The sequence below is a fragment of the Halorubrum distributum JCM 13561 genome (assembly GCF_000337395.1).
In the GTDB taxonomy this organism is placed as follows: Archaea; Halobacteriota; Halobacteria; order Halobacteriales; family Haloferacaceae; genus Halorubrum; species Halorubrum distributum.
Genome location: NZ_AOJF01000028.1, coordinates 17,330 through 40,626 on the forward strand (window position 1 = coordinate 17,330; position 23,297 = coordinate 40,626).

General features: G+C 69.8%; 28 protein-coding genes and 1 tRNA gene. 19 read left to right on the top strand and 10 right to left on the bottom strand.

What is annotated here, in order from left to right:
* The first annotated feature begins 78 nt into the window (after window positions 1-78).
* On the top strand, window positions 79-1,131 hold the full coding sequence (locus C470_RS04345; protein ID WP_008365542.1) for an ABC transporter ATP-binding protein: 1,053 nt from the start codon (window positions 79-81) through the stop codon (window positions 1,129-1,131).
* 87 nt (window positions 1,132-1,218) lie between these two features.
* Here C470_RS04345 and C470_RS04350 read toward each other — a convergent pair whose 3' ends face one another.
* Genes C470_RS04350 through C470_RS04360 form a run of 3 tightly spaced genes read right to left on the bottom strand, consistent with a single transcriptional unit; the run spans window position 1,219 to window position 4,204 of the window.
* Window positions 1,219-2,103 carry an ABC transporter permease gene (locus C470_RS04350; protein ID WP_004598272.1) on the bottom strand — a complete coding sequence of 295 codons (885 nt, stop codon included), beginning with the start codon at window positions 2,101-2,103 and terminating at the stop codon, window positions 1,219-1,221.
* Between the two features lies 1 nt (window position 2,104).
* On the bottom strand, window positions 2,105-3,034 hold the full coding sequence (locus C470_RS04355; RefSeq protein ID WP_004598273.1) for an ABC transporter permease: 930 nt from the start codon (window positions 3,032-3,034) through the stop codon (window positions 2,105-2,107).
* Window positions 3,035-4,204, bottom strand: coding sequence for an ABC transporter substrate-binding protein (locus tag C470_RS04360; protein WP_049908592.1), 1,170 nt, complete (start codon window positions 4,202-4,204; stop codon window positions 3,035-3,037). It abuts the gene before it with no gap.
* 224 nt (window positions 4,205-4,428) lie between these two features.
* On the opposite strand from C470_RS04360, the gene C470_RS04365 reads away from it, so the two are divergent.
* The 3 genes from C470_RS04365 (at window position 4,429) to C470_RS04375 (ending at window position 6,347) form a co-directional block, all read left to right on the top strand.
* Window positions 4,429-4,677 carry a glycine zipper domain-containing protein gene (locus C470_RS04365; protein WP_004598275.1) on the top strand — a complete coding sequence of 83 codons (249 nt, stop codon included), beginning with the start codon at window positions 4,429-4,431 and terminating at the stop codon, window positions 4,675-4,677.
* Window positions 4,678-4,738: 61 nt separating this feature from the next.
* Window positions 4,739-5,716: an NOP5/NOP56 family protein gene (locus C470_RS04370; RefSeq protein ID WP_007346218.1), complete on the top strand. Its 978-nt coding sequence runs from the start codon at window positions 4,739-4,741 to the stop codon at window positions 5,714-5,716.
* Window positions 5,709-6,347 (top strand): fibrillarin-like rRNA/tRNA 2'-O-methyltransferase, encoded by a 639-nt coding sequence (locus C470_RS04375; protein ID WP_008365548.1) that lies wholly within the window; start codon window positions 5,709-5,711, stop codon window positions 6,345-6,347. Before C470_RS04370 ends, C470_RS04375 begins: the two co-directional genes overlap by 8 nt.
* Here C470_RS04375 and C470_RS04380 read toward each other — a convergent pair whose 3' ends face one another.
* The 3 genes from C470_RS04380 to C470_RS04390 form a co-directional block, all read right to left on the bottom strand.
* Window positions 6,348-6,542 (bottom strand): helix-turn-helix transcriptional regulator, encoded by a 195-nt coding sequence (locus C470_RS04380; RefSeq protein WP_008365549.1) that lies wholly within the window; start codon window positions 6,540-6,542, stop codon window positions 6,348-6,350.
* Complete coding sequence (locus tag C470_RS04385) at window positions 6,539-6,955, bottom strand: DUF2178 domain-containing protein (RefSeq protein WP_004598279.1); 417 nt, start codon at window positions 6,953-6,955, stop codon at window positions 6,539-6,541. Before C470_RS04385 ends, C470_RS04380 begins: the two co-directional genes overlap by 4 nt.
* A gap of 142 nt (window positions 6,956-7,097) precedes the next feature.
* Window positions 7,098-7,406 (bottom strand): hypothetical protein, encoded by a 309-nt coding sequence (locus C470_RS04390; RefSeq protein WP_004598280.1) that lies wholly within the window; start codon window positions 7,404-7,406, stop codon window positions 7,098-7,100.
* A gap of 125 nt (window positions 7,407-7,531) precedes the next feature.
* On the opposite strand from C470_RS04390, the gene C470_RS04395 reads away from it, so the two are divergent.
* From C470_RS04395 to C470_RS04410, 4 genes are all read left to right on the top strand, one after another.
* Window positions 7,532-8,233 (top strand): endonuclease III domain-containing protein, encoded by a 702-nt coding sequence (locus C470_RS04395; RefSeq protein WP_008365552.1) that lies wholly within the window; start codon window positions 7,532-7,534, stop codon window positions 8,231-8,233.
* Between the two features lie 42 nt (window positions 8,234-8,275).
* Window positions 8,276-8,848: a phosphatase PAP2 family protein gene (locus C470_RS04400; RefSeq protein ID WP_004598282.1), complete on the top strand. Its 573-nt coding sequence runs from the start codon at window positions 8,276-8,278 to the stop codon at window positions 8,846-8,848.
* A gap of 69 nt (window positions 8,849-8,917) precedes the next feature.
* Window positions 8,918-9,002: transfer RNA gene (locus tag C470_RS04405), tRNA-Leu, on the top strand.
* Window positions 9,003-9,221: 219 nt separating this feature from the next.
* Entirely contained in the window at window positions 9,222-10,508 is a 1,287-nt protein-coding gene (locus tag C470_RS04410) for a sulfatase-like hydrolase/transferase (protein ID WP_008365554.1), read from the top strand.
* A gap of 63 nt (window positions 10,509-10,571) precedes the next feature.
* Here the strand turns inward: C470_RS04410 and C470_RS04415 are convergent, their stop codons facing one another.
* The 3 genes from C470_RS04415 to C470_RS04425 all read right to left on the bottom strand — a co-directional run bounded on the left by C470_RS04415 (window position 10,572) and on the right by C470_RS04425 (window position 12,804).
* Window positions 10,572-11,054 (bottom strand): hypothetical protein, encoded by a 483-nt coding sequence (locus tag C470_RS04415; RefSeq protein ID WP_004598284.1) that lies wholly within the window; start codon window positions 11,052-11,054, stop codon window positions 10,572-10,574.
* A gap of 92 nt (window positions 11,055-11,146) precedes the next feature.
* Window positions 11,147-12,169 (bottom strand): NADP-dependent oxidoreductase, encoded by a 1,023-nt coding sequence (locus tag C470_RS04420; RefSeq protein ID WP_008365556.1) that lies wholly within the window; start codon window positions 12,167-12,169, stop codon window positions 11,147-11,149.
* Window positions 12,170-12,603: 434 nt separating this feature from the next.
* Window positions 12,604-12,804 carry a VNG_1110C family protein gene (locus C470_RS04425; protein ID WP_004598286.1) on the bottom strand — a complete coding sequence of 67 codons (201 nt, stop codon included), beginning with the start codon at window positions 12,802-12,804 and terminating at the stop codon, window positions 12,604-12,606.
* Between the two features lie 179 nt (window positions 12,805-12,983).
* Between C470_RS04425 and C470_RS04430 the strand changes: the two genes are divergently transcribed.
* From C470_RS04430 to C470_RS04435, 3 genes are all read left to right on the top strand, one after another.
* On the top strand, window positions 12,984-14,093 hold the full coding sequence (locus C470_RS04430; RefSeq protein ID WP_007346211.1) for an OBG GTPase family GTP-binding protein: 1,110 nt from the start codon (window positions 12,984-12,986) through the stop codon (window positions 14,091-14,093).
* 251 nt (window positions 14,094-14,344) lie between these two features.
* On the top strand, window positions 14,345-14,536 hold the full coding sequence (locus C470_RS15605; protein WP_049902618.1) for a hypothetical protein: 192 nt from the start codon (window positions 14,345-14,347) through the stop codon (window positions 14,534-14,536).
* Window positions 14,537-14,962: 426 nt separating this feature from the next.
* Complete coding sequence (locus C470_RS04435) at window positions 14,963-16,150, top strand: redox-regulated ATPase YchF (RefSeq protein WP_008365558.1); 1,188 nt, start codon at window positions 14,963-14,965, stop codon at window positions 16,148-16,150.
* A gap of 79 nt (window positions 16,151-16,229) precedes the next feature.
* Here the strand turns inward: C470_RS04435 and C470_RS04440 are convergent, their stop codons facing one another.
* Window positions 16,230-16,697, bottom strand: coding sequence for a GNAT family N-acetyltransferase (locus C470_RS04440; RefSeq protein ID WP_008365561.1), 468 nt, complete (start codon window positions 16,695-16,697; stop codon window positions 16,230-16,232).
* A gap of 145 nt (window positions 16,698-16,842) precedes the next feature.
* On the opposite strand from C470_RS04440, the gene C470_RS04445 reads away from it, so the two are divergent.
* The 8 genes from C470_RS04445 to C470_RS04480 all read left to right on the top strand — a co-directional run bounded on the left by C470_RS04445 (window position 16,843) and on the right by C470_RS04480 (window position 23,246).
* Window positions 16,843-17,673 (top strand): amidohydrolase family protein, encoded by an 831-nt coding sequence (locus C470_RS04445; protein WP_004598290.1) that lies wholly within the window; start codon window positions 16,843-16,845, stop codon window positions 17,671-17,673.
* A gap of 79 nt (window positions 17,674-17,752) precedes the next feature.
* Window positions 17,753-18,238: a DUF371 domain-containing protein gene (locus tag C470_RS04450; protein WP_007346208.1), complete on the top strand. Its 486-nt coding sequence runs from the start codon at window positions 17,753-17,755 to the stop codon at window positions 18,236-18,238.
* A 201-nt stretch (window positions 18,239-18,439) separates the two neighbouring features.
* On the top strand, window positions 18,440-18,697 hold the full coding sequence (locus tag C470_RS04455; protein ID WP_004598292.1) for an MTH865 family protein: 258 nt from the start codon (window positions 18,440-18,442) through the stop codon (window positions 18,695-18,697).
* A gap of 107 nt (window positions 18,698-18,804) precedes the next feature.
* The gene (locus tag C470_RS04460; protein WP_008365563.1) at window positions 18,805-19,563 is read left to right on the top strand and encodes a J domain-containing protein; all 759 of its coding nucleotides are present in this window, start codon (window positions 18,805-18,807) and stop codon (window positions 19,561-19,563) included.
* A complete protein-coding gene (locus tag C470_RS04465; RefSeq protein WP_008365565.1) occupies window positions 19,560-20,351 on the top strand; it encodes a metallophosphoesterase in 792 nt (263 codons plus the stop codon). Before C470_RS04460 ends, C470_RS04465 begins: the two co-directional genes overlap by 4 nt.
* A 117-nt stretch (window positions 20,352-20,468) precedes the next feature.
* A complete protein-coding gene (locus C470_RS04470; protein WP_008365566.1) occupies window positions 20,469-21,509 on the top strand; it encodes an NAD(P)-dependent alcohol dehydrogenase in 1,041 nt (346 codons plus the stop codon).
* Window positions 21,510-21,572: 63 nt separating this feature from the next.
* The gene (locus tag C470_RS04475; protein ID WP_004598296.1) at window positions 21,573-22,055 is read left to right on the top strand and encodes a hypothetical protein; all 483 of its coding nucleotides are present in this window, start codon (window positions 21,573-21,575) and stop codon (window positions 22,053-22,055) included.
* A 21-nt stretch (window positions 22,056-22,076) separates the two neighbouring features.
* Window positions 22,077-23,246 (top strand): thiamine pyrophosphate-dependent dehydrogenase E1 component subunit alpha, encoded by a 1,170-nt coding sequence (locus C470_RS04480; RefSeq protein WP_008365569.1) that lies wholly within the window; start codon window positions 22,077-22,079, stop codon window positions 23,244-23,246.
* Window positions 23,247-23,297: the final 51 nt, after the last annotated feature.

Genomic DNA, 23,297 nt, shown 5'->3' on the forward strand with positions numbered 1-23,297 from the left:
CTGCCCGGGGAGCACCCACCCCATCCGCGGTCCCGTCCGGCGATAGATTGATAGTGCTGGTGTCAGGAGGAGTGGCACATGGCAACGGGGAACACATTAGTCGAACTCGACGAGGTGACGAAGCGGTTCGGCGACCTCACCGCGGTCGGCGGCGTCGACTTCTCCGTTCGAGAGGGCGAGTTCTTCACGCTCGTCGGTCCCTCCGGCTGCGGCAAGACGACGACGCTCCGGATGATCTGTGGCTTCGAACACCCGACCGAGGGAGAGGTCCGGATAGACGGCCAATCGATGGGATCGGTTCCCCCGGAGGCCCGGGAGACGAACCTCGTGTTCCAGCAGCTCTCGCTTTTCCCGCACATGAGCGTCGGCGAGAACGTCGGGTACGGGCTCGCGAAGTCGGGCGTCGACGCCGACGAGCGGTCGGAGCGCGTCTCCGAGTACCTCGAACTCGTCGACCTCGACGGGTTCGAGGACCGGAACCCGACGGAGCTCTCCGGCGGCCAACAGCAGCGCGTCGCCCTCGCGCGAGCGCTGGTCAACGAGCCGGCGGTGCTGCTGCTCGACGAGCCGCTCTCCAGCCTCGACCGGAAGCTCCGGAAGCAGATGCAGGTCGAGCTGCGCCGGATCCACAAGCAGACGCAGGGGGGCTTCTTCTACGTGACCCACGACCAGGAGGTCGCGATGACGCTCAGCGACCGGATCGCCGTGATGAACGACGGCCACATCGAGCAGATCGGTCCGCCGGAGGAGATCTACCGCGAGCCCGCGTCCGAGTTCGTCGCGGACTTCATCGGCGACACGAACCTCATCGACGCGCGGACCGTCGAGCGGGACGGAACGACCGTCGCGGAGGTCGGCGGCGAAGGTGGGTTTACCGTGCCGGCGCCGGACCGAACCGGCGAGGTCACCGTCTCGATCCGACCGGAGGACTTCACCATCGCGGACGGGGACGGCGTCCTGCGCGGCACCGTCGTCGAGCGGTACTTCCAGGGCGACCAGACGAACTACCTCGTCGAACCCCACGGGGACGTGGACGAGCTCCAGGTGGTCATCCAGGGGCGCGAGTCGGCGGTCGACACCGGCGACGACGTCGCACTGGCCGTGGTCGACGGCGCCCCGACGGTGTTCTGATCGGTCGTCGCCCTCCGTCGGACCGTTTCCGCGGTCACGGTCGGGGCGGCGAAAGTAACCGGAAAGCGGGGCCGCCCGCTCGGGGCCTCACTCCTCCTCTTCGGTGACCGTCCCGGCGACGTAGCCGGTCACGTTGCCGACGTTCATCGCGACCGCCAGCGCGATCGCGATCCCGAACACGATGATCGCGGAGACCGCGTTGAGCTCCGGCGCGTCGAGCTGTCGGATCCGGCTGAACATCCAGATCGTCAGCACGTCGGTGTTGGGACCGGTGAGGAACAGCGCGCGGATGTAGTCCTCGAACGACCGGATCCACGCGAACAGGAACCCCGCTCCGACGGCCGGGGCGATTACGGGGAGCGTCACGTCGCGGAACACGGTCAGCGGGTCCGCGCCGAGGTCTCGGGCCGCCTCCTCCAGCGACTCGTCGTAGGTGTACAGCCGGGCCGAGACGATGAGGAGCACGAACGGGAGCCCGTACAGCGAGTGGGCCAGCACCACGGTGGCGAACCCCGGGAGAATGCCGAGGAGGTTCTGGAAGTAGATCCGCAGGGCCACCCCGAGGATGATCCCCGGGATCACCATGGGGATGATCCCGAAGGTCCGGTACACCTCCCGGAGGCGGAACCGGTAGCGGGTCAGCGCGAAGCTGGCCAGCACGCCGAGAATCGTCGCGATAGACGCCGCGACCGTCGCGATGGTGAAACTCCCGACGAGCGAGGATCGCATCGAGTCGCTGCGGAGTGCCAGCCGGAAGTTGTCGAGCGTGAGTCCCTCGAACGGGAAGATCGTCACGGCGTTCTCCGCGAACGCGAGGAAGATGATGATCGCGAGCGGCACCCACAAAAAGAGGAGCAACAGCCCGGAGACGACGTACAGCGAGGTGCCGAGGAGCCGTTCGACGGTCTGATGCCCGACCAGCCGCTCAGTCGATCCAGTCGTCTCGGTCGACTCCGAGGTCTCGGTCGCCATCTCAGGCACCCCCCAGTTCCTCGATGCTCACGTACCGGAACGCGAGGATCATCGCGCCCACGATCGAGACGAGCACGAACATCGACGCCGCGCTCGCGTACCCGATCGAGTAGGTCCCGGCGACCCGGCTCTCGATGAGCATGCCGATCATCTGGACCTTGCCCTGCCCGAGGAACGTCGGCGTGATGAACGCGCCGACGCTGGGTACGAAGACGAAGAGGCTCCCGCCGATGATCCCCGGAAGCGTGAGCGGGATCACGTGGTCGCGGAGCACCTCGACCCGCGACGCGCCGAGGTCGCGGGCGGCCTCGATGATCGAGAAATCGAGGCCGTCGAGGCTCGCGTACAGCGTCAGGAGCATGTACGGGAAGTACGCGTGCGTGAGCCCGACGACGATCGCCGGGACGCCGTAGTTGAAGATCCCGAGCGGGGCGTCGATCAGCCCCCAGCTCATGAGCGTGCTGTTGATCACGCCGCCCGGACCGAACATCAGGACCCACGAGTACGCCCGGACGAGGTACATCGTGAAGAACGGCAGGAGCACGAAGAAGATGACGAGCTTGAACAGCCGCCCGCCGCTCCGCGCCAGCAGGTACGCCAGCGGGAACGCGAGCGTGAGACACAACAGCGTCGTCACGGTGGCGATGACGTACGAGAGCCACAGCGCCGTGACGAACGGGGTGTTCCAGATCGCGCCGCCGCCGTCGAACAGGGAGCGGTAGTTGTTCAGCGTCGGCTCGTAGATTATCTGGTACGTCAGCGAACTGACCTCGAAAAAGCTCACGGCCACCATGAACGCCAGCGGCGCGACGAGCAGGGTGAGTATCCACGCCGCGCTGGGACCGACCGTGACGCCGATCCGACTGCGTGGTCCGCTCAGCAGCCTCACCACTCTCGCCCGCGCGCTCTCGTCCCGCTCGTCTGCGGCCATCTATGCTGCCTTGACCTCTTCCCACGTGGAGACGTACGCCTCCTCGACGTCCGAGGCGATGTCCTTGAGCGAGTACATCCCTTCGAGCCGCGACGGGTCGATCCGCCCGTACAGCTCGTTCTGTTCCTCGGTCAGCTCGTCGGCCACGTTGGGATTCGTGCTGGGCGAGAAGCCGGCCTCGGCGAGCGCCGCTCCGTTCTGCGGCGTGATGAACTCGTTTATCACCTCCCAAGCGGTCTCCTTGTTGTCCGATGCGGCCGAGACGACCGCGGTCTCGTACCACGCCAGCGCGCCCTCTCTGGGAGCGACGAACTCGACCCAGTCGTCCCCCTCGCTCCGCATCTGGACCGTCTCATTCCGCCCGCTGTGGCCGACGAGGAAGTTACCCTGACGGAACTCCTGGATGAACGTCGGGTCGAGGGCGATGTACCCCTGAAGCCGCGGCTTCTGCTGGATGAGCAGCTCCTGTATCTCGGAGAGCTGGTCCTCCGTGAACGTCATCCGCGCCCCGGACATCGCGTCGTCCATGCCGAGGTACAGCGCCGCGGCGGGGATCGACTTCGCCGCCTCGTCGTACATGATGATCTCGCCGTCGAGGTCCGCGTCGACGTAGTCGTCCTCGAACAGGATGTCGTAGCTCGGCTCGTGGTCCGGCACGCTCCGGGAGTCGTAGGAGTACCCGTACCAGCCGAAGCGGATCGGCACGCCGTACGCGTTCCCGCTCTCCGTGAACTGGTTGTCGACGAACGACTGGAACCGGTCGTACATGGAGCCGAAGTTGTTCACCACGTCGTTGTTCACCGGCGCGACGAGGTCCGCGTCCATGAACCGCGGGACGAGGTTGTTGTTCGGGACGGCGATGTCGTACTGTTCGTCCTGGCCGGAGCTCCACTGCGAGAACATCTCCGTCGACGACGTCGAGGGCGTGATGTTCAGCTCCACCCCGTCGAGCGTGGACTCGATGTTCTCTTGCATCTCGGCGTACTCCTCCCACGTGATGATGTTGATCGTGGTCGTCCCGTCGCCGCCCATGCTACCGCCGTCGCTGCCGTCACCGCCGTCGCCGCCGCTACACCCGGCGAACGCCGCCACGCCGGCGGCGCCCGCGCCGGCGATGTACTGACGGCGGCTCACGCCGCGGCGGGTCGCGTTCGATTGGTTGTTCGTCACATGAGACCTATTGTCAGGATCTGACGCCATATCCCGATGACATATATTGTGGATTGATAAATTTTACCCCAAAGACGGTCGTGTAAGCTCCTTAGCTCGGCTCGCGCGCGCTCGGCCGTCGCGGAAGCGAACCGCGACGTCGGTGACCCCTCGTCCGACGGGCGGACCGATGCCGGAGTCCGACCGTGGGCAGGCTTTTGTAAATCGGCGTAGACGTTCCGCGCATGGGATCACGGATTCGACGCGCACTCTCACGGGCGACGCTCGCCGCGGTCGGCGCGGCCGTCGGCGCCGCTGTCGGCGGACTGATCAGCAGACAGGCGGCCTCCAGCGGGGGCGCGCTCGGCGCGCTCGCGGGGGCGACGCTCGCGGATTTCCGCTCCGATTCGGCGGGCGTCTTCGGCGCGCTCCGCCCCGACGAGGACGACGAGGACGGCGAAGCCGAGGCCGACGCGGCCGACGCGGCGGCGTGAGCGGCGCGGCCGCGGGTCGCATCGGGAACGTCTATACCGCCGGGGCGAGTAGCCGCCGGCAATGAGCGACACCGACGCCGGACCGGACGCGAGCGCTGCGTCCGACGGCGGGGGCGGCTGGTTCGAGGCGCCGCCGGCGGACGCGACCGGCGATATCGATAGCGAGACGGAGAGCGACGACGCCGCGACCGCGGCGGCCGCGGCGGGGGTGCGCGACGGGAGCGCCGCGGCGCCCGCCGACTGGCCCGCGCGCGCCGTCGAGTCAGGGTTCGCGGACGACGCCGACGAGTACTACGACCGACTCAAGGCCGCGACGACGCGCGCGACCCGCGAGGCGGTCCGCGAGCGGGAGCGCGCCGACGACGCGCAGCTGATCCACGCGGTCCGGGCGATGGACGACGCCGAGCGCGTCGCCAACGAGCTCGCCGAGCGCGCCGTCGAGTGGGCGGGGAGCCTCTTCGACGACGTCGGCTCCGGCGTCGACGGCGCGCGCGAGGTCGCGGCCCGAGAGCCCGAGAACGAGGTCGAGCGGCGGGCGGTCTCCCTCGCGGAGCGCGCCGCGGAGCTCGACGACGAGCGGGCCGAGCTCGCCGAGACGATCGGTCGGATCGCGCCCGCCGTCGCGCCCAACCTCACCGAGATGGCCGGGCCGGAGCTCGCCGCGCGGCTGATCGCGCTCGCGGGCGGACTGGAGTCGCTCGCGAAGAAGCCGTCCGGCACGGTTCAGGTGCTCGGCGCCGAGGACGCGCTGTTCGCGCACCTCTCCGGGCGGGCGCCCTCGCCGAAGCACGGGATCATCTACACCCACGAGTTCGTCCGCGGGACGCGGCCGGCGGACCGCGGCTCCGCGGCGCGCGCGCTCGCCGGGAAGCTGACGCTCGCGGCGCGCGCCGATCACTACGCCGGCGAGCGGCGAGCGCAGCTCCACGACGACCTCCGCGAGCGGATGGCGACGATCCGGGCGCGGGCGGACGACGGGCCAAGCGAGGGCGGCGACAGCGGCGGAGCGGCGAGCGACGGAGGGGTCGACGATGAGTGACCCCGCGCTCCCCGACGGCGTCGAGCGCCGCGAGGTCGACGGCGAGGAGCGGCTGGCGACCCGCGGCGAGCCGGTGTACGGCGAGCCGACCGCCGACGGCTGGCGCGCGTGGGACCCCGAGCGGTCGAAGCTGGGCGGGATGCTCGAACTCGGGTTGGAGACGGGCCTGACGGGCGGCGAGACGGTCCTCTACCTGGGCGCCGCGAGCGGCACGACGGTCAGCCACGTCGCGGACTTCGCCGGCCCGACCTACGCGGTCGAGTTCGCGCCGCGGCCGGCGCGTGACCTGCTCGACGCCGCCGAGCCGCGCGACCGGCTGTTCCCGCTGCTCAAGGACGCGCGGAAGCCGGACACGTACGCGCACGTCGTCGAGGCCGACGTGGACGCGGTCGTTCAGGACGTTGCCACGCGCGGACAGGCGGACGTCGCCGTGCGCAACGCGGAGTTTTTGACCGAGGACGGGCGGCTCCTGCTGGCGATCAAGGCGCGCAGCGAGGACGTGACGGCGGCGCCGGAGGCGGTGTTCGAGGGCGCGCTCGACCGGCTCCGAGACGCGTACGAGATACTGGAGACGCGGCGACTGGACCGGTTCCACGAGGACCACCTCGGCGTCGTCGCGACGCCGAAGTGATCACTCGTCCGGGTCGAAGATGTCCTCGATCCGGCAGTCGAAGTGATCCGCGAGCGCGAACGCCAGCTCCAGCGACGGGTCGTAGCGCTCGCGTTCGATCGCGTTGATCGTCTGGCGGGTGACCTCGACCGCGGCGGCGAGGTCGGCCTGGCTCTCGTCGGTCTCGTCGCGCCTGTCGGGGATATCGTTTCTCATGTGCGCCGCTTGTAGTAGAGGTGGGACGCGCCGAACACGACGAAGACCCCGAAGAGGGTCCAAGTCGCGCCGTAGAACTCGCCCGGAAGCGTGACGAGGCCGCTCTCCTGTAATGCGAGTCCGCCGGGCGTCCCGAGGACGAAGACGTAGGCGAAGACGTTCATCGTGGTCTGGCTGGCCTTGCGGCTGATGGTGCCGTCGCGCTCGTCGTACAGTTCGACGGGGCTGAACCGCTGGACGAGCCCCATGCCGAGGCCGCCGGCCCAGTAGAGGGCGACGCCGAGGACGAAGCGGTCGACCGCGATGCCGATCCACAAGGCGAGGATACCGGCACCGAGCAGTCCGTAGGCGATGCGCTTGTACCGCTTTCTGGTGGAGGGCCGAGCCGTCGCGGAGGTCGTGTGTTCGCTCATGGTGGAGGGTAAAGCGAGCGCGGGTTGTGTGTAAAGCTCGCTTTACAGTAAAGGGTGCTTTACGTTGGATAATAAATCTATCGCAGAGCAATACATCGAACGCACACGGTTCGAGAAGGCGGGTATTCCGCGTCTTCGGGGTTCACCACGAGGGCGGCGAGAAGCCGGCGTCTTCGAGGATGGGCTTCCAGCGCTTCTGGACCGAGAGGCGCGAGACGTCCATCGCGTCGGCGACGGCGGACTGCGAGCGCTCCTCGCCGCGGATCAGGCCGGCGGCGTAGAGGCTGGCGGCGGCCGCGACGCGCTTCCCGCGGTCGTCGTCGGGCGCGCGGGAGAGGAAGAGGTCGACCGCGGTCGAGCGCGTCTCCTCGTCGAGGTCGAGCGAGACGCACGCCTCCTCGACCAGCTCGATCCACGCCTCGTTGTCGACTCGGTCGCTCGCCCGGTACACGCGCCGGGGTAGTCGAGCGAGATATATAAACGGTCCGCGGTCGCAGCCGCGGAGTCGACCGCCCTCGCCGCTCCGAAGGAGAGCGGCTCCGCCGCGCTGAAGTCGCCCGCGCACGTAGTGAGTGTATGTCGACTCAGCAGTGGAACGAGACGCGGGTCCGGGCGCTTCACGACGACCTCGTGGCGCTGTACGAGCCGGTCGACCGCGTCGCCGAACACGGCGCGGACCCGACTGCCGAGCCGGGCGAGGGCGTCCGCCAGCTGGTGACCACCATCCTCTCGCAGAACGTCGCCGACGAGAACACGAGCCGCGCCGCCGAGGCGCTGTTCGACCGCTACGACGACTTCGCGGCCGTCGAGGGCGCCGACCACGAGGAGCTGAAGGAGACGATCCGCGTTGCGGGACTCGCCGATCAGAAGGCCGCCCGGATCCAGCGCGCGCTGACCGCGATCCGGGAGGAGACCGGCGGCGCGTACTCGCTGGCGTTCCTCGACGCGATGCCGACCGACGAGGCGAAAGACTGGCTCACCGAGATCAAGGGCGTGGGCCCGAAGACCGCCAGCGTCGTGTTGAACTTCCACTTCGGGAAGCCCACGATGGCGGTCGACACCCACGTCGAGCGCGTCTCGAAGCGGTTCGGACTCGTCCCGGAGTCGGCCTCGAACGAGCGGGCTCACGAGGCGCTCGACGAACAGGTGCCCGACGAGCTGACCTACCCGCTTCACGTGTTGTTGATTCGGCACGGTCGCGAGCACTGCTCGGCGCGCGGCGCCGACTGCGACAACCCCGTTTGCGACGCGTACTGCGACTGCGAGTTCTGTCGGTGAGCGCGGCCTCTATGGTTCTCGGGTCGATAGGATCGGTCATCCATGTACGCGCTCGCCGGTGAGGTTCTAAACGCCGTCCAGTGGATCGATCGGCTCGGCGTCGAGTTTGTCAGCGCGATCCGCACGTCGCTTCTGACCGTGATGATGACCTCGATGACCGGGCTCGGCTCCGTCACGGCCGGGGTCGTGTTCGTCGGGCTGTTCTACCTCGCCGGCTGGCGCGAGGAGTTCGTCAAAAGCGTCGTCGCGCTGTCGCTGCTCGGCGTCGTCGTCTGGGGGCTGATGTCGCTCGTCGACCGACCGTTCCCGCCGAATCCGATCTGTATCACCGAGAGCGACACCGGCGTGACGAGCTCGTTCCCCTCGGGACACGCGGCCGCCGTGACGGCGTACGCGACGATCGCGCGCAACTCCGATGAGCTCCCCTTCGCGGTCGCCGCGGGCTTCGCCGGGCTGATCTCCTTCTCGCGGATCTACCTCGGGACGCACTACCTCTCTGACACCCTCTTCGGAATGGGGCTCGGGGTCGTCGCGGTGCTGTTCGCGGAGTGGCTCCTCGATCGGGTCGGCGAGGAGGCGGTGCTCGATCTGCTGCCGTTCGACACCGACATCTGAGCGGGAGATCGGGGCGTCGCGGGTCGCTAGCGACAACTATTTTTGAACCACTCGGGTACGGTAACTCGCGCGCGGGTTGCCGAGCCAGGCCAAAGGCGTAGCGCTTAGGACGCTATCCCGTAGGGGTCCGCCGGTTCAAATCCGGTCCCGCGCACTGAGCGAAGGAGCGGAGCGACTGAGCGAGGGAGCAGGAGCGGATTTGAGCCCAGCGAGAAACGCGCAGCGAACGGAGTGAGCGAGCATTTCTCGCCTCGGTTCAAATCCGGTCCCGCGCATTTTGCGGCGAACAATCCGTGAGCCGCAAATACGTGCTGAGGATTCGAACCCCGAGAGGACAACAGATATAACCTCAGTCACGGCGTAATGCGGCCAGATGCCACGCCGTCCGAATATCTTTCTCCTGTCCGCCGACGCGCTCAGAGCGGACCACGCGACCGAACTCGTCGACGCGGTCGCAGAACGGACGGGCGGGACTCGGTTCTCGAACGCCGTCGCGCCGGCCTCGCACACGGCCAGTTCGATCCCGGCCCTCGCGACCGGGCGGTTCATCGACGAGGAGGGGACGGTCGGCGACCCGCTCCTCCCGTCGTCGCTCTCGGCCGACGGCTACCGCACGCGGCTGCTGACCGACAACCCCATCGCCGCCGACGCGCTGACCGAGCGGTCCGTCGGGGAGGCCGGCGGGCTGAGCAACCTGTTGGACGACCTGCTGCCGCGCGGGGTGACCCGACCCGTCGAGCAGGCGTACTTCCGGCGCATCTGGCCGATGATGCGCCGCCTCGGGCTCGCTGCCCCCTACTACCGGCCGGCGGCGCGGCTCCACGAGCGCGCGCTGGACGCGCTGTCGGGGGAGACCGACCCGGTGTTCTGCTGGCTCCATTACATGGACACCCACAGTCCCTACTACGTCCCGAACGACGGCGAGGCGGCCGCGGGGCTCGACCCGGACCGGGCGGCCGCGATGAGTCGGAGCCTCACGATAGGGGACGCCGCGGACGTGGGCCGGGCGGAGGCCGAGACGGTCGCGCGGCTGTACCGGCGGGCCTGCGACCACCTCGGCGGATCGGTCGTCGAGTTCGTGAGCGAGCTCCGGGAACGGGGGCTGTACAGGCCCGACCGAGACGTGCTCGCGGTGACGGCCGACCACGGGGAGTGCCTCGACCCCGAGCGGGGGGTGTTCGGCCACCTGCCGCCGGCCTCGTGGGAGTCGCTCGTCCACGTTCCGCTCGTCGTCGCGCGGCCAGACTGGCCGGAGTCGACGGTGGACGAGCAGGTCTCGCTCGTCGACCTGCCCGACATGCTCCGACCCGAACCGGGAGCGGCCGCTCCGCCGACGGCGTTCGGCCGGGAGTACGTCGAGACGGTCGCGGGGACGCTCACGGCCGCGGGAGTCGTCCGCGGGGTCCGCCGGGCGGACGGGGAGAAGCTGTTCGGGCGGCGGACGGCGGACGGCACCGACGTGGTCCACGCCCGCTACGAGGTCGGGGATCCGGCCGCGGAGACCGTCGTCGGGGAGCCGTACGGCGACGGCGCGACGGCGACGAGCGTCCCCGAGGGGCTGCTCGAACGGGCCGCCGACGCGGGCGGTCTCGTCGGCGACGAGCAGTACCTCTCCGGTGTCGACGAGTCCCACCTGCGGGCGCTCGGCTACGTCGAGTAGCTGCGGCCGCTCGGCCACGTCGAGTAGCTGCGGCCGCTCGGCTACGTCGAGTAGGGGGACGCGTCACGCGCCGATCACTGGCGGGCCGTCGCGCAGCAGGACCGCGCCGGCGAACAGCCAGATCGCGACCTCGACGTAGAACGATGGCGTCCAGAGGTACTGGAGCGCGAACGACCCGGGACCGGCGCCGATGGAGTTCCAGCTCCGAACGAGCGGCCAGAGGAGGAACACGGTGTTCTCCGGTCGGCCGTTGATGGTGATGTGGGCGGCGTCCGCGACGAGGTGCGTCGCCCAGCCGACCCCGACCGCTGCGGCGGCCGTCATCGCCGTCGCGGCGCCGTACCGACGGGCCGCCAGCCAGCCGGCGCCGAGGACGCCCGCGAACAGCGCGGAGTGGACGACGGAGTGGTACGTGGGGACGAGCCCGACCATCGCCAGCGGCTTGTCGACGAGGTCCGGAAGCGCCGCGCCCGCGACGACCCACGGCACCGGGAAGCGGTTCCGCGCGACGAGCGCGCCGATGAGGAGGTGGGTCGCGAACAGCATGGGCGTGCTACGCGCTATCGGGATTTCTGCGTTGCGCTCCGACCGACGTGCGTCTCACCGCCGGGGAAGGTGGAGTGCCTGAGTCGGATCCGTTACGCCGCGTCCGCCGCCGACACCCGCACCACCTGCTTGCCGATGTTGTCGCCGGAGAACAGGCCGAGGAAGGCGTCGGGTGCGTTCTCCAGCCCCTCCACGACCGTCTCGCGGTGTTTCAGGTCGCCGCTCGCGACCCACTGCCCCAGGCGCTCGCTCGCCTCGACGAACCGGGTCGCGAAGTCGGCGATGAGCAGCCCCTGAACCTTCGCTCGTACCGGGATCAGCTGCGGGAGCTTGCGCGGTCCGATCGGGGCCTCCTCGTCGTTGTAATGGGCGATCTGCCCGCAGACGGCGACCCGGGCGTCGAGGTTCAGCTTCGTGAACACGGCGTCCGTGATGGGGCCGCCGACGTTGTCGAAGTACACGTCGACGCCGTCGGGCGCGGCCTCGTCGAGCGCGGCGCGGTAGTCGTCGGTGGTCTTGTAGTTTATCGCCGCGTCGAAGCCGAGATCGTCGGTGAGCCAGTCGGTCTTCTCGTCGCTGCCGGCGAAGCCCACCACGCGGCAGCCGTTGCGCTTCGCGATCTGGCCGACGACGGAGCCGACGGCGCCCGCCGCGCCGGAGACGACGACCGTGTCGCCGGGCTTCGGCTCGCCGACTTCGAGGAGCCCGAAGTAGGCGGTCCGCCCGGGCATGCCGAGGACGCCGAGGTACGCCTCGGGGTCTGCGACGCTCGGGTCGACCGGCGCGACGTCGTCGGCGTCGAGGGTCGCGTAGTCGGCCCACTTCCCCTCGCCGGTCACGAGATCGCCCGCGTCGTACGCGTCGCTCTCGCTTTCGACCACCTCGCCGACGACGCCGCCCTTGAGCGCGTCGCCGACGTCCCACGGTTCCGCGTACGACTCCGCGTCTCGCATCCGGCCGCGCATGTACGGGTCGACCGAGAGGTATCGGGTGCGGACGAGGAGTTCGCCGGGTTCGGGGGCCGGGACGTCCGTCTCGCGCAGGTCGAAGCTGTCCTGATCGGGCTCGCCGGTCGGCCGCTCGGCGAGAAGCCACTCGCGGTTGGTGTTCGTCACGGTCGCCGTTGACGGCTGCGACCCAATAGGGTTTGGACGCCAGCAGCCGTCGAGGGGATCCGGAAGTCGGGGCCGGCAAGGGGATCCGGAGGCGGAGGGCGGCGAGGTCGGGCCGCGCGAACGCGGTGTCCGGGTCGTCGCCCGTCGCCGCGAACGCCGTCGACCGGTCGGTGAGGCCGAACGCGGCGACGGTGAGGTCGCCCGTTTCGAACGTCGCGGGTTCATCGTCAGCGTCGCCGTCTCCGTCGTCCCCGTCAGCGGTGGGACCGCCCGCGTCGCGGCCGGGCGGAGCGGCAGCGCGGCCGGCGACTCCGGCGACGCCAGCGGCGAGCAGCGACCGGCGGTGCCAATCGTCGCGTGGCCTCGACGAGCGGCGACGTCAACCCTCCGAACGGACGGCGGAGTGGTTCAGCAGGGTGGCGAGGAGAGAGCGGCTACGCGACGGCGACGCCGTTGCGGGTGAGGTAGTCGCTCGCGGCCTTGATCTCGACCGGGCTGCCGATGATCCGGAACTGTTCGTCGCTCTCGACGACGGTGACGGTGAAGCGGGCTTCGAGGTGCTCCCGGTGTCCGTCGAGCGCGCGGCGCGGGAGGACGATCTGCGTGCTGTCACGGAGGCTCGACGGGTCTGGCATTCGGCGTGGGTGGGAATTATTCGGCGCCGATATAACCGTGTCGAAGTATCGGCGTTCCAACCACTCTCCCGGCGGCGATCCGTCGGTTCGCGGGCGGTCGTCGGGGGATTCGGTCCGCGGCGGCGCGGCGGCGAACCGAAGGAACACCTTTAACGAGCCGACCGGCCGAGAGTATCGTAATGGGACTGGAGGAGGAGATCGAGGACCTCCGCGAGGAGATCGCCGAGACGCCCTACAACAAGTCCACCGAGGCACACATCGGGCGTCTGAAGGCGAAGCTCGCGGAGAAGAAAGAGAAGCTGGAGAACCAGTCCTCCGCCGGCGGCGGCCACGGCTACGCGGTCGAGAAGCACGGCGACGCCACGGTCGCGCTGGTCGGGTTCCCGAGCGTCGGCAAGTCCACCCTCATCAACGCCCTCACCAACGCCGACAGCGAGGTCGGATCCTACGAGTTCACGACGTTGGACGTCAACCCGGGGATGCTGAAGTACCGCGGCGCGAACATTCAGATCCTCGACGTGCCGGGGCTGATCGAGGGCGCCGCCGGCGGTCGCGGGGGCGGGAAGGAGGTGCTCTCCGTGGTCCGGACGGCGGATCTCGTCGTGTTCATGCTCTCCGTCTTCGAGATCGAGCAGTACGACCGCCTCCGCGAGGAGCTGTACGCGACGAACATCCGCCTCGACACCGAGCCCCCGAACATCAACATCCGGAAGACCCACAAGGACGGGCTCGGCGTGACGATGAGCGACGACGTGAGTCTCGACGAGGAGACGGTGAAGCAGGTCCTCCGCGAGTACGGCTACGTCAACGCGAAGGTCACCATCCCCCACGATCTGACCATCGACGAGCTCGTCGACGCCGTGATGGACAACCGCGAGTACCTCCCCTCGATGGTCACCGTGAACAAGGCGGACCTCATCGACAAGAGCTACCTCCCGACGGTGAAAGAGGAGCTGCGCGAGCGGGATTTGAACCCCGACGACGTGCTCTTCATCTCCGCCGAGAAGGAGCTCGGCCTCGACGGGCTCAAGGAGCGGCTCTGGGAGGAGCTGGGCGTCATTCGTATTTACATGGACAAGCCCGGTCGGGGGGTGGACTACGAGGAGCCCCTCATCCTCTTCGAGGGCGACACCGTCGGCGACGCCTGTTCGAAGCTCGGCGGCGAGTTCGACGAGCGGTTTAAATTTGCTCGCGTGTCCGGCGACAGCGCGAAGCACGACGACCAGCAGGTCGGGAAGAGCCACGAGCTGGCCGACGAGGACGTGCTCCGGATCGTCGCGCGGAAATAGGTCTGTGAGCTGATCACAGCAGTAGGGCGGTTGTTCCCTCTTCTGACGCGTTCATCGTTCTCAGATGACGAGCGGACAACAGGCAGGGATCCGTTGAAATCCTCAGTAGGGGATACGTTCTGAACTGTATCCGATCAGTACTGGGGCTCACGAATCGCTCAGTACAGGGCGCTCACGAATCGGTCAATACAGACGAAGTGGAAATCACCCGTATCTGACGGTTTTAATGCTGTTGTTGAAAATGAAGCAACATGACCCCGAAGAAGGCTATTACAGTATACATTACGCTCCCTTGTCTCCTATACGGCGTATTCTTTATCTTAGCAGTCACACGGTATTCCGGCATGATTGAAAGAGAGACGCTGTATGCCGCACACACAGTGTTTGCTGGTTACATCGCCCTCATTGTCTACACAAAACGGGACCAACTGACCACAATATAAGCAGTTCTCATCGACCGGCTGTTTCAGGTGAGAACTTGTCTGATAAAGAAAACTCGACAGGACCCAAACGGAGACGAACATCTCCAAAGCCCCAGCCGTGAGGACTCGCGCGCCTTGTTGCGCTCCTCACTCGGTCGCTCACGCCGTTCACTCCCTCGATGCGGTGCTTACTGCGGCGTGCTTCGTCCTCACGGCTGCCCCTTTGAGTCCCATCCCGCACAGCACCGCAACCTCACGCCTCCCCAGCCTCGTCGCGGCCGTTTAAAAACGGCCGCGACTCCCTCGCACGCGCTCCTCGTGGCCGCCGGCGGCGGCCACTCGGAGGCGCGCGCCGCCGCACAGCCTCAGTCTTCGTCTTCTCGGATCTCACGCCTGTTGCCCCCGCCCGACCGAAAGGCGCTTTTCGCGGGGCCGCGACCCTCGGGTATGCTCACGGTCGCGCTCGCGGGCAAGCCGAACGCCGGCAAGTCCACCTTCTACACCGCCGCCACGATGGCCGACGTCGACGTCGCCAACTACCCGTTCACGACGGTCGACCCGAACCGCGGGGTGACCTACGTCCGCACCGAGTGCCCCTGCCTCGACCGCGAGGAGCGCTGCGGGGCGGAGAACTGCCGCGACGGGAAGCGCTACGTCCCGGTCGAACTGCTCGACGTGGCCGGGCTCGTCCCGGGCGCCCACGAGGGCAAGGGCCTCGGCAACCAGTTCCTCGACGAGCTGACGAACGCCGACGTCGTCTTGAACGTCGTCGACGCCTCGGGCGCGACGAACGCGGAGGGGGAGCCGGTGGAGGTCGGGAGCCACGACCCCCTCGACGACGTGGACTTCGTCGAGGAGGAGATGGACCTCTGGCTCGCGGGCATCGTCGACCGCAACTGGGAGGGCGTCGAGCGGCAGTCCCGCTCGCCGGACTTCGACCTCGAAGCCGCGCTGTCGGACATGCTCACCGGCTTCGGCGCGACCGAGCGCGACGTGACCGCGGTCCTCCGCGACCTGGAGTACCCCGACGACCCGAAGGCGTGGGACGACGCCGACCGCGAGGCGCTCGCGCGGGCGGTCCGCCGCCGCACCAAGCCCATCGTCGTCGTCGCGAACAAGGTCGACGCGGCGCCCGCCGGCGCGGTCGACCGCATCCGCGAGGGGACCGACAAGCCCGTGATCCCCGCGACCGCCGACGGCGAGCTCGCCCTCCGGCGCGCCGCGGAGGCGGGCGTCGTCGACTACGACCCGGGCGACGAGTCGTTCGAGGTCGTCGGCGACGTTTCCGACGACCAGCGCGCCGGCCTCGACGCCCTCCGCGAGTCGATGGCGACCCACGGTGGCACGGGGGTCCAGACCGCGCTGAACGCGGCCGTCTACGACCTGCTCGACCGGATCACCGCCTACCCGGTCCAGGACGCCGGCAAGTGGACTGACGGGACGGGGAACGTCCTCCCGGACGCGTTCCTCCTGCCTTCGGGGGCGACCCCCCGCGACCTCGCGTACGCGGTCCACTCCGACATCGGCGAGGGGTACCTCCACGCGGTCGACGCGCGCGCCTCGCGTCGGATCGGCGAGGACCACGAGTTGAGCGAGGGCGACGTGGTGAAGATCATTTCGACGGCGGGCCCCTGATCGGGGCGGAGCGACGCGCTCTCGGTCCTGCCGGGTCCTTCCGGGCTCCGCCGCGTCCCGGTCCGAGCCCTGCCGCCGCTCACTCCAACGAGCGCGCGTACGTCACCTGTTTGGGCTCGAACCCCGCGTCCCAGTAGAACCGCCGCGCGCCGTCGTTGCCCCACTCGCAGGAGACGGTGACGTAGTCGCGGTTCTCCTCGCGAGCCATCTCCGTCACCCGGTCGACGACCGCCGTGCCGTTCCCCTCGTTCCGGTGGTCCGGGTCGATCTCGAGGTTTACCACGTCGAGGTACCGGCCACGCTCTCGGGAGGGTCGGTCACCCGTTTCGAGGGTGACGAACCCGATCGTCTCGCCGTCGACGACGACGAGGTAGTCGGTCACGTCCGGGTCGTCGAGGTGTGCGCGGAACCCGTCGTCCGGGACTTCCGCCACGTCGGCGTACGCGATCTCGTTCAGCGCCGAGTACCGCTCCATCGCCGTCGCGAGGTCGTACCACCGCTCGACGAGGGCGTCGAGGTCGCTCTCGTCGGCCTCCACGAGTTCCATGCCGCCCGGTGACGGCGGGCGACCACTTCAGCCTTCGTTCGGCGTGCGTCGGCGTCGCGTCCGGGGCGCCGAGGCGGGCCGAGCGCCCGCCGTGCGACCGACAGGCACATGCGGGTCGCCCGAGACGGGTCGGTAGAGAGCGGCCATGCTCGGGCTCGAACACGACTTCCGGATCGTCGACACCCGCGCGACCCTCGACCCCGACGAGTCGTCGGTCGCCACCCACGGGCGGGACATCTCGCCGGAGCGGCTGGAACGCGAGATGCTACAGGCAGGCATCGTCCGCGCGGTCGCGAGCCCCGGCCAGCGCGCCGCCGGGCGGAGCTACCTCCGCGCGAACAACGCGGTCGCCCGGCTGTCGATCGACCGCCCGTTCGTCGCGTTCGCCCGCCTCAACGGCCCACGCGACTCGGGGACGGGGCCCGTGTCGGCGGTCCGGAACCTCCGCGCCGAGCGCGACGACCACCACACCCGCCCGGACGACGTCGAGCAGTACTCCTACGACGACCGCTTCCACGGCTTCACGCTCGCGCCCCACGTCGACGGCCTCCCGAACGAGGACGTGCTGGCTCGGCTTGAGGACGCCGACCTCCCCCTCTTCGTCCACGCGGGCCGGGAGTTCCCGCCCGAGGCCGTCGAGACGGAGCTGCTCGGCTACGACCTCCCGATCGTGCTGGGGAGCTTCGGGGGGTATCCCTTGGACGCGGACCTGATGAACGAGACGCTCGACCTGCTCGACGAGTACGACCGGCTGTACGTCGACACGAGCGCGGTGCGGTACCGCGAGGTGCTCGAACGCGGCGTGTTGGAACATCCCGACCGCGTCCTCTTCGGCTCCGGCGCGCCCGACGTCCACCCGAACGTCGGCGTGATGGAGGTGCTCACTCTCGACGTCTCCGAGGACCTGATGGCCCGCGTCCTCGCGAAGAACCCCGCCCGCCTCGTCCCCGCGCTCGCCGAGGGCGCGGACGTCTGACGCCGGAAACCGTCGCCCGCGGACCGTCTCCCGGCGCCGAAGCGACGGCCACTTGTCGCGTCGCCGCCGACCGCCGACAATGAGCGACGAGGACGCAGACGCCCCGTGGACCGCCGTCGACGACCCCCACGTCGAGGTCGTCCGCGCGGTCGGCCACGAGAACGTCACCGCCGAGCACGCGAGCACGTTCGAACTCACGACCGACGACTGGCTCACCCCCGCCGGCGACTGTATCGTCGGCGTCGAGGCGGACCGGACCCCGCGAGACTTCTCGACCGAGTTCCGCGAGGCGTGTCGGGACGCGGACGCGACGATCGAGGCGACGCTCGTCGTCGAGGCGGGCGACGAGACGTTCGAGGAGACGGTCACCGGCCGCGGCGACCCCGGCCTCGCGCTGCTCGACGACCGCTCGATGGTCGGCCGGACGAGCGGCTACACGGACGACGAGCGCACGATACTCGTCGACGGCGACGGCGCGGCCGCCGACCTCGACCGCGACCTCGTCGCCGCGCTGGCCGACGGTGCGGACCTCACGCTTCGGTTGGCGGTCGAGCCCGGCGAGTAACGACCGCCCCGGTGCCTCGGCCCGCGCCGCGTGCCCCCGTGGCGGTCGCGTCCGCACCGGCCGCCGCGGCGGAACAGCGTCCCACCGGCCGCCACGGCGGAACAGTCGCGACAGACGGCCGCCGTCACGAAACCTGACAACCCTAAATGAGTTCACTGTTGTTCCGCAACCCTTTTGCGGGGGTCGCGGGATGAACAGTGTATGAGCGACGTGAAAGCGGAACTCCGCGAACAGTTCTTAGAGGCGTTCGGCGGCGCAGACTTCCCCGTCGAGAACCAGATGGACCTCGTCCCCGCGCTGCCGGACGGCCCGGCGACGAAGTTCGAGGCCGGCGACGTGAGCTTCACCGCGATGGAGATGGCGGCGAAGCTCGGCAGCGAACAGGAGTTCCCCTACGACACCGCCGAGGAGCTCGTCGACGACATCCTCGACGGGCTCGAAGCGAAGGGAATGATCTGAGCCGGCCGACCGAAACGGAACGTTTCTGCCGACGCTCCCACGCTCCGTGACCCCGGTAGCCGACGCGCCGGCGGGAGGTTGATTACCGCGGAGCCGCTACGGCGGGTGTGTTCGCCGAGCTCACGACGCTGGTGCCGCGGTGGGTCCTCTGGGGTGTCGGCCTCGGGATCGCCGCCACCGGGGTGGTCGCGCTCGCATTCTACCTCGGGGACCGGTTCGTGCCGGCTCCGGCCGCGTCGGCCGGCCGCCGCGGCGCCGCCGGCGACGAGCGCCGCCGCCGCGAGATCCGGACGTACCTGACCGGGGCCGACGAGCGGTTCGCGGAGGACCACGCCTTCGACGACGTGTCGGTCCCCTTCTACCTCCCCGAGCGCGGCGTCGCCATCACCTTCGACGCGCACGACTACTTCCGGCTGGAGGGCGAGGGCGTCTACACCGTCCTCTGCGAACACGAGATGCCGGGGCGCGGGCTCGGCCGTCGGCTCCCGTTCGACGTCGACGAGCCCGACTGGGCGACCGCCGAGTCCGGTTCGGACGCCGGCCGCTCCGCCCGTTTCGGCGGCGGTCGCTTTGGAACCGACCGCTCCGCTACCGGCCCCTCACGGCCGGGCGGCCCCGCCGGCCGCGCCGATCCCGTCGGCGACGCCTTCGACGAGCTCGGCCTCGACCGCGACGCCGACCTCGACGCGGTGAAGGGCGCCTACCGCGAGCGCGTCAAGGAGACGCACCCCGATCAGGGCGGCGACGAGGAGTCGTTCCGGCGCGTCCGCGAGGCGTACGCGACCGCCCGCAACCACGTCGACGGCGGTCCGGCCGACCGCGACGCGGACCGCCGCCGCGAGCGCTCGACCGGGTACGGGCGGTGACGGGGCGGGACGCCGAGGCAGGGGCCGGAGTCGGGCCCGAGACCGGAGCCGGAACCCCCTTCTCAGACGTCGCGTTCGCGGAGCGCGCGGTGTACCTCTCGGAGGCCGACGCGCTCGTCGTCGCCGACCTCCACGTCGGCCGCGGCGAGGCCTCCGCGGTCTCGCTTCCGCTCGGCGAGCGCGCGGACCTCGTCGACCGGATCGGCGCGCTGCTCGACCGGTTCGACCCCGCGACGGTCGTCGTCGCCGGCGACGTCGTCCACACCTTCGACCGGGTCAGCGACAGGGCCCGCGAGGCGCTTGACGCGCTCCGCGACGCCTGCGACGCACGCGGCGCCGCCCTCGAACTCGTCGCGGGCAACCACGACGCCGCGCTCGCGGACGCGTGGAACGGCCCGGTCCGCGAGGAGTTGGTTCTCGGTGGGGCCGGGGACCGCGAAGCCGGCGTCAGCGACACGTCCCGAACCGTCGTCTGCCACGGCCACGAGGCGCCGTCTGCGGCGGCGGACCGGTACGTGATCGGCCACGTCCACCCCACGATCGAGATCGAGGGCGACCGCCGTCCCTGCGTCCTCCGCGGCGAGGGGACCTACCGCGGCGCCGACCTCCTCGTGCTGCCCGCGTTCACCCGGCTCGCCCCGGGCGTGGCGGTCAATGACGCCGTGAGCGCCGGTCTCGACTCCCCGCTCGTCGGCGACGCGGCCGCGCTCGCCCCGATCGTGTACGACGCGGATCGCGGGGAGCCGCTCCGGTTCCCGCCGCTGGGCGCGTTCGACCGGCTGCTGTGACGCGCTCCCTCCTCTTCTCCCTCCCCCGAGGACCGACTCGCGGTCCCTCGGGGGCCGCGACCCGACGCCGGAGTCCGCAACGAACGTTTATGTGAATTCCGCGTGAGTTTCTCACGCATGGAAGCCGCGAGACTCCACGAGTACACCGACGACATGAGCGAGGGGCTCACCATCGACGAGGTAGACAGGCCGGCGGCGACGGGGCCGGACGACGTGATCGTCGAGGTCGAGGGGGCGGGGTGGTGCCAGACGGACAACCACATCATCGAGGGGATGTGGGCCGAGTACGTCCCGCAGGATCTCCCCTTGACCCTGGGCCACGAGAACGCCGGCACCGTCGTCGAGACCGGCGACAACGTGGATCTGGTCTCGCCGGGCGACCCGGTGATCTGTCACCCGGTCCAGACCTGCGGCACGTGTCGCCCCTGTCGGCTCGGCGAGACGATGTACTGCGAGAACGACGCGTTCAACGGGCTCACCACCGACGGCGGCTTCGCCGAGTACCTCCACACCAGCGAGCGCTCGGTTATCCCGCTGCCGTCGGGCGTCGAGCCGATCGACATCGCCCCCCACGCCGACGCCGGCATCACCGCGTACCACGCCGCGAAGAAGGCGGTCGCCGACCTAAACCCCGGCGACCACGCGGTCGTCATCGGCGTCGGCGGGCTCGGCCACATCGGCCTCCAGTGTCTCGACGCGATGAGCGCGGCCCGGGTCACCGCGGTCGACCTGAAGGACTCGGCGCTGAATCTGGCCGACGGCTACGGCGCCGACCACCTGATCAATCCGAGCGAGGACGACGTCGCGGCCGAGATCGAGTCGATTACGGACGGCACCGGCGCGGCGCAGGTGCTCGACTTCGTCGGCGAGGACGTGACGACCTCCTACGCCCCCGAGATCACCGCCGCCGGCGGCGACCACCACGTCATCGGCTACGGCGGCCACGTCCACGAGCCGTCGCAGGCGCTGGTGAACGGCGAGTTCTCCTTCGTCGGCAACATCGTCGGCCGGTACGCCGAGCTCCAGGAGCTCGTCGCGCTCGTCGAGCAGGGCGACGTCGACCTCCACACTAGCCGCTACGACCTCGGCGAGATCAACGCGGTCGCCGAGAAGCTCGAACACCGCGAGATCGACGGGCGCGCCGTCATCACGCCCTGAGAAGAGACAAGCCGACGTTTCACCTACGGCAAGAGCTTTCCTCGGCGTGAGTGATGTCGTGGTATGGACAGTTCGACCTCGTCCGCGGCCGGTGCGCGCGCGTCTCGACGCTGGTCGCTCTTCGCCGGCGTCTACGCGTTCGCCTGCGCCGCGCTCACCGCGGCCTCCCTCTCGACCGTGCTCGGCCTCTTCGGCGAGGTGATCGGCCTCCCGACCGCGCTCGTCGTGCCGATCCTCGCGGCCCCGGCGCTGTTCGCCGGCGCTCTCGTCTGGTGGGCGCTCGTCGAGCGCCGCGGGACGGTCACGTACCTCCGGGGGGCCGCGTTCGGACTGCTCACGGCGCTCGTCACGGGGACCCTCTGGACTGCTCGGTTCGTCTCCGTCTGGAGCCCGGAGATGCTCGCGGCCGATCCCGTGCGGCTGCTCGTCGGGTTCGTGTTCGCCGCGGTCTCCGTCGCGGGCGTCGTCGTCGGCCTCCCGATCACCTACGTCCGCCGGCGGAGCCGAGGGGCATCCGACGGCCCCGGGACCGCTAACTCCTTGTGACCGGCGCGCACACGGGACCCCATGGACGAGAACGGCGCCGACGGCGCCGCGGACACCGCCGACACCGCCGGCGCCCCCGCCGACCCGCTCGCCGACGCGGACGTCTATCGGGTGCTCGGGCCGGACGGGAGCCCGCTGTCCGACGCGACGGTTCCGGACCTCTCGGACGAGCGGTTCCGCGCGATCTACCGCGACCTGGCGGTCACCCGCCGGTTCGACGAGCGCGCGGTGAGCCTCCAGCGGCAGGGACGGATCGGCACGTACGCCCCCTGCGCGGGCCAGGAGGGGTCGGCGGTCGGCTCGACGCACGCGCTCGCGGACGACGACCTGATAAGCTACCAGTACCGCGAGCACGGGGCGGTCGTCGTCCGCGACCTCCTCGGCGAGTACCTCCCGTACTGGATGGGCCACGAGTCCGGGACCGAGGCGATCGCCGACGGAAACGTCTTCCCGCTGAACATCGGGATCGCGGCACACCTCCCGCACGCGGTCGGCGCCGCGTGGGCGTTCGATTATCAGGAGGAAGACCGCGTCGTCGCCTGCCACTTCGGCGACGGCGCGACCAGCGAGGGCGACTTCCACGAGGCGATGAACTTCGCGGGCGTGTTCGACACGCCGACGCTGTTCTGCTGTCACAACAACGGGTGGGCGATCTCGATCCCGGGAGAGCGACAGACCGCGAGCGACACGTTCGCGCAGAAGGCGACCGCCTACGGCTTCGACGGCGTCCGCGTCGACGGGATGGACCCGCTCGCGAGCTACGCGGTCACGCGGGAGGCGGCCGAGCGCGCTCGCGGCACCGGTGACGACGCGGAGAGCGACGACCCCCGCCCCGTCCTCATCGAGTTCGTCGAGTACCGGTTCGGCGCGCACACGACCGCCGACGACCCGACCGCCTACCGCGACCCCGACGACGTGGACCCGTGGCGCGCGCTCGACCCGCTCGACCGGATGGAGGCGTTCCTCCGCGAGACCGGACGGATCGACGACGAGGGCGTCGCGGCGATCCGCGACGAGGCCGCCGACGTCGTCGCCGACGCGATCGACTTCGCGGAGTCGATAGAGGCCGACCCGCGCGACATGTTCGACCACGCGTACGCCGAGCTCCCGCCCGAGGTCCGCCGCCAGCGCGACGAACTGCTCGGGGCCGTCGAGGAGCACGGCGAGGACGCGTTCCTGCGGGAGGAGTAGCGTCGACCGCGAGGGGGTGCCGCCCGCGCTCCGAGGACCAGCACGCCTATT

Coding starts and splice junctions, on each gene's coding strand:
- C470_RS04345 (WP_008365542.1), top strand. CDS start 79: ATGGCAACGGGGAACACATTAGTCGAACTCGACGAGGTGACGAAGCGG.
- C470_RS04350 (WP_004598272.1), bottom strand. CDS start 2,103: ATGGCGACCGAGACCTCGGAGTCGACCGAGACGACTGGATCGACTGAG.
- C470_RS04355 (WP_004598273.1), bottom strand. CDS start 3,034: ATGGCCGCAGACGAGCGGGACGAGAGCGCGCGGGCGAGAGTGGTGAGG.
- C470_RS04365 (WP_004598275.1), top strand. CDS start 4,429: ATGGGATCACGGATTCGACGCGCACTCTCACGGGCGACGCTCGCCGCG.
- C470_RS04370 (WP_007346218.1), top strand. CDS start 4,739: ATGAGCGACACCGACGCCGGACCGGACGCGAGCGCTGCGTCCGACGGC.
- C470_RS04375 (WP_008365548.1), top strand. CDS start 5,709: ATGAGTGACCCCGCGCTCCCCGACGGCGTCGAGCGCCGCGAGGTCGAC.
- C470_RS04380 (WP_008365549.1), bottom strand. CDS start 6,542: ATGAGAAACGATATCCCCGACAGGCGCGACGAGACCGACGAGAGCCAG.
- C470_RS04385 (WP_004598279.1), bottom strand. CDS start 6,955: ATGAGCGAACACACGACCTCCGCGACGGCTCGGCCCTCCACCAGAAAG.
- C470_RS04395 (WP_008365552.1), top strand. CDS start 7,532: ATGTCGACTCAGCAGTGGAACGAGACGCGGGTCCGGGCGCTTCACGAC.
- C470_RS04400 (WP_004598282.1), top strand. CDS start 8,276: ATGTACGCGCTCGCCGGTGAGGTTCTAAACGCCGTCCAGTGGATCGAT.
- C470_RS04410 (WP_008365554.1), top strand. CDS start 9,222: ATGCCACGCCGTCCGAATATCTTTCTCCTGTCCGCCGACGCGCTCAGA.
- C470_RS04415 (WP_004598284.1), bottom strand. CDS start 11,054: ATGCTGTTCGCGACCCACCTCCTCATCGGCGCGCTCGTCGCGCGGAAC.
- C470_RS04425 (WP_004598286.1), bottom strand. CDS start 12,804: ATGCCAGACCCGTCGAGCCTCCGTGACAGCACGCAGATCGTCCTCCCG.
- C470_RS04430 (WP_007346211.1), top strand. CDS start 12,984: ATGGGACTGGAGGAGGAGATCGAGGACCTCCGCGAGGAGATCGCCGAG.
- C470_RS15605 (WP_049902618.1), top strand. CDS start 14,345: ATGACCCCGAAGAAGGCTATTACAGTATACATTACGCTCCCTTGTCTC.
- C470_RS04435 (WP_008365558.1), top strand. CDS start 14,963: ATGCTCACGGTCGCGCTCGCGGGCAAGCCGAACGCCGGCAAGTCCACC.
- C470_RS04440 (WP_008365561.1), bottom strand. CDS start 16,697: ATGGAACTCGTGGAGGCCGACGAGAGCGACCTCGACGCCCTCGTCGAG.
- C470_RS04445 (WP_004598290.1), top strand. CDS start 16,843: ATGCTCGGGCTCGAACACGACTTCCGGATCGTCGACACCCGCGCGACC.
- C470_RS04450 (WP_007346208.1), top strand. CDS start 17,753: ATGAGCGACGAGGACGCAGACGCCCCGTGGACCGCCGTCGACGACCCC.
- C470_RS04455 (WP_004598292.1), top strand. CDS start 18,440: ATGAGCGACGTGAAAGCGGAACTCCGCGAACAGTTCTTAGAGGCGTTC.
- C470_RS04470 (WP_008365566.1), top strand. CDS start 20,469: ATGGAAGCCGCGAGACTCCACGAGTACACCGACGACATGAGCGAGGGG.
- C470_RS04475 (WP_004598296.1), top strand. CDS start 21,573: ATGGACAGTTCGACCTCGTCCGCGGCCGGTGCGCGCGCGTCTCGACGC.
- C470_RS04480 (WP_008365569.1), top strand. CDS start 22,077: ATGGACGAGAACGGCGCCGACGGCGCCGCGGACACCGCCGACACCGCC.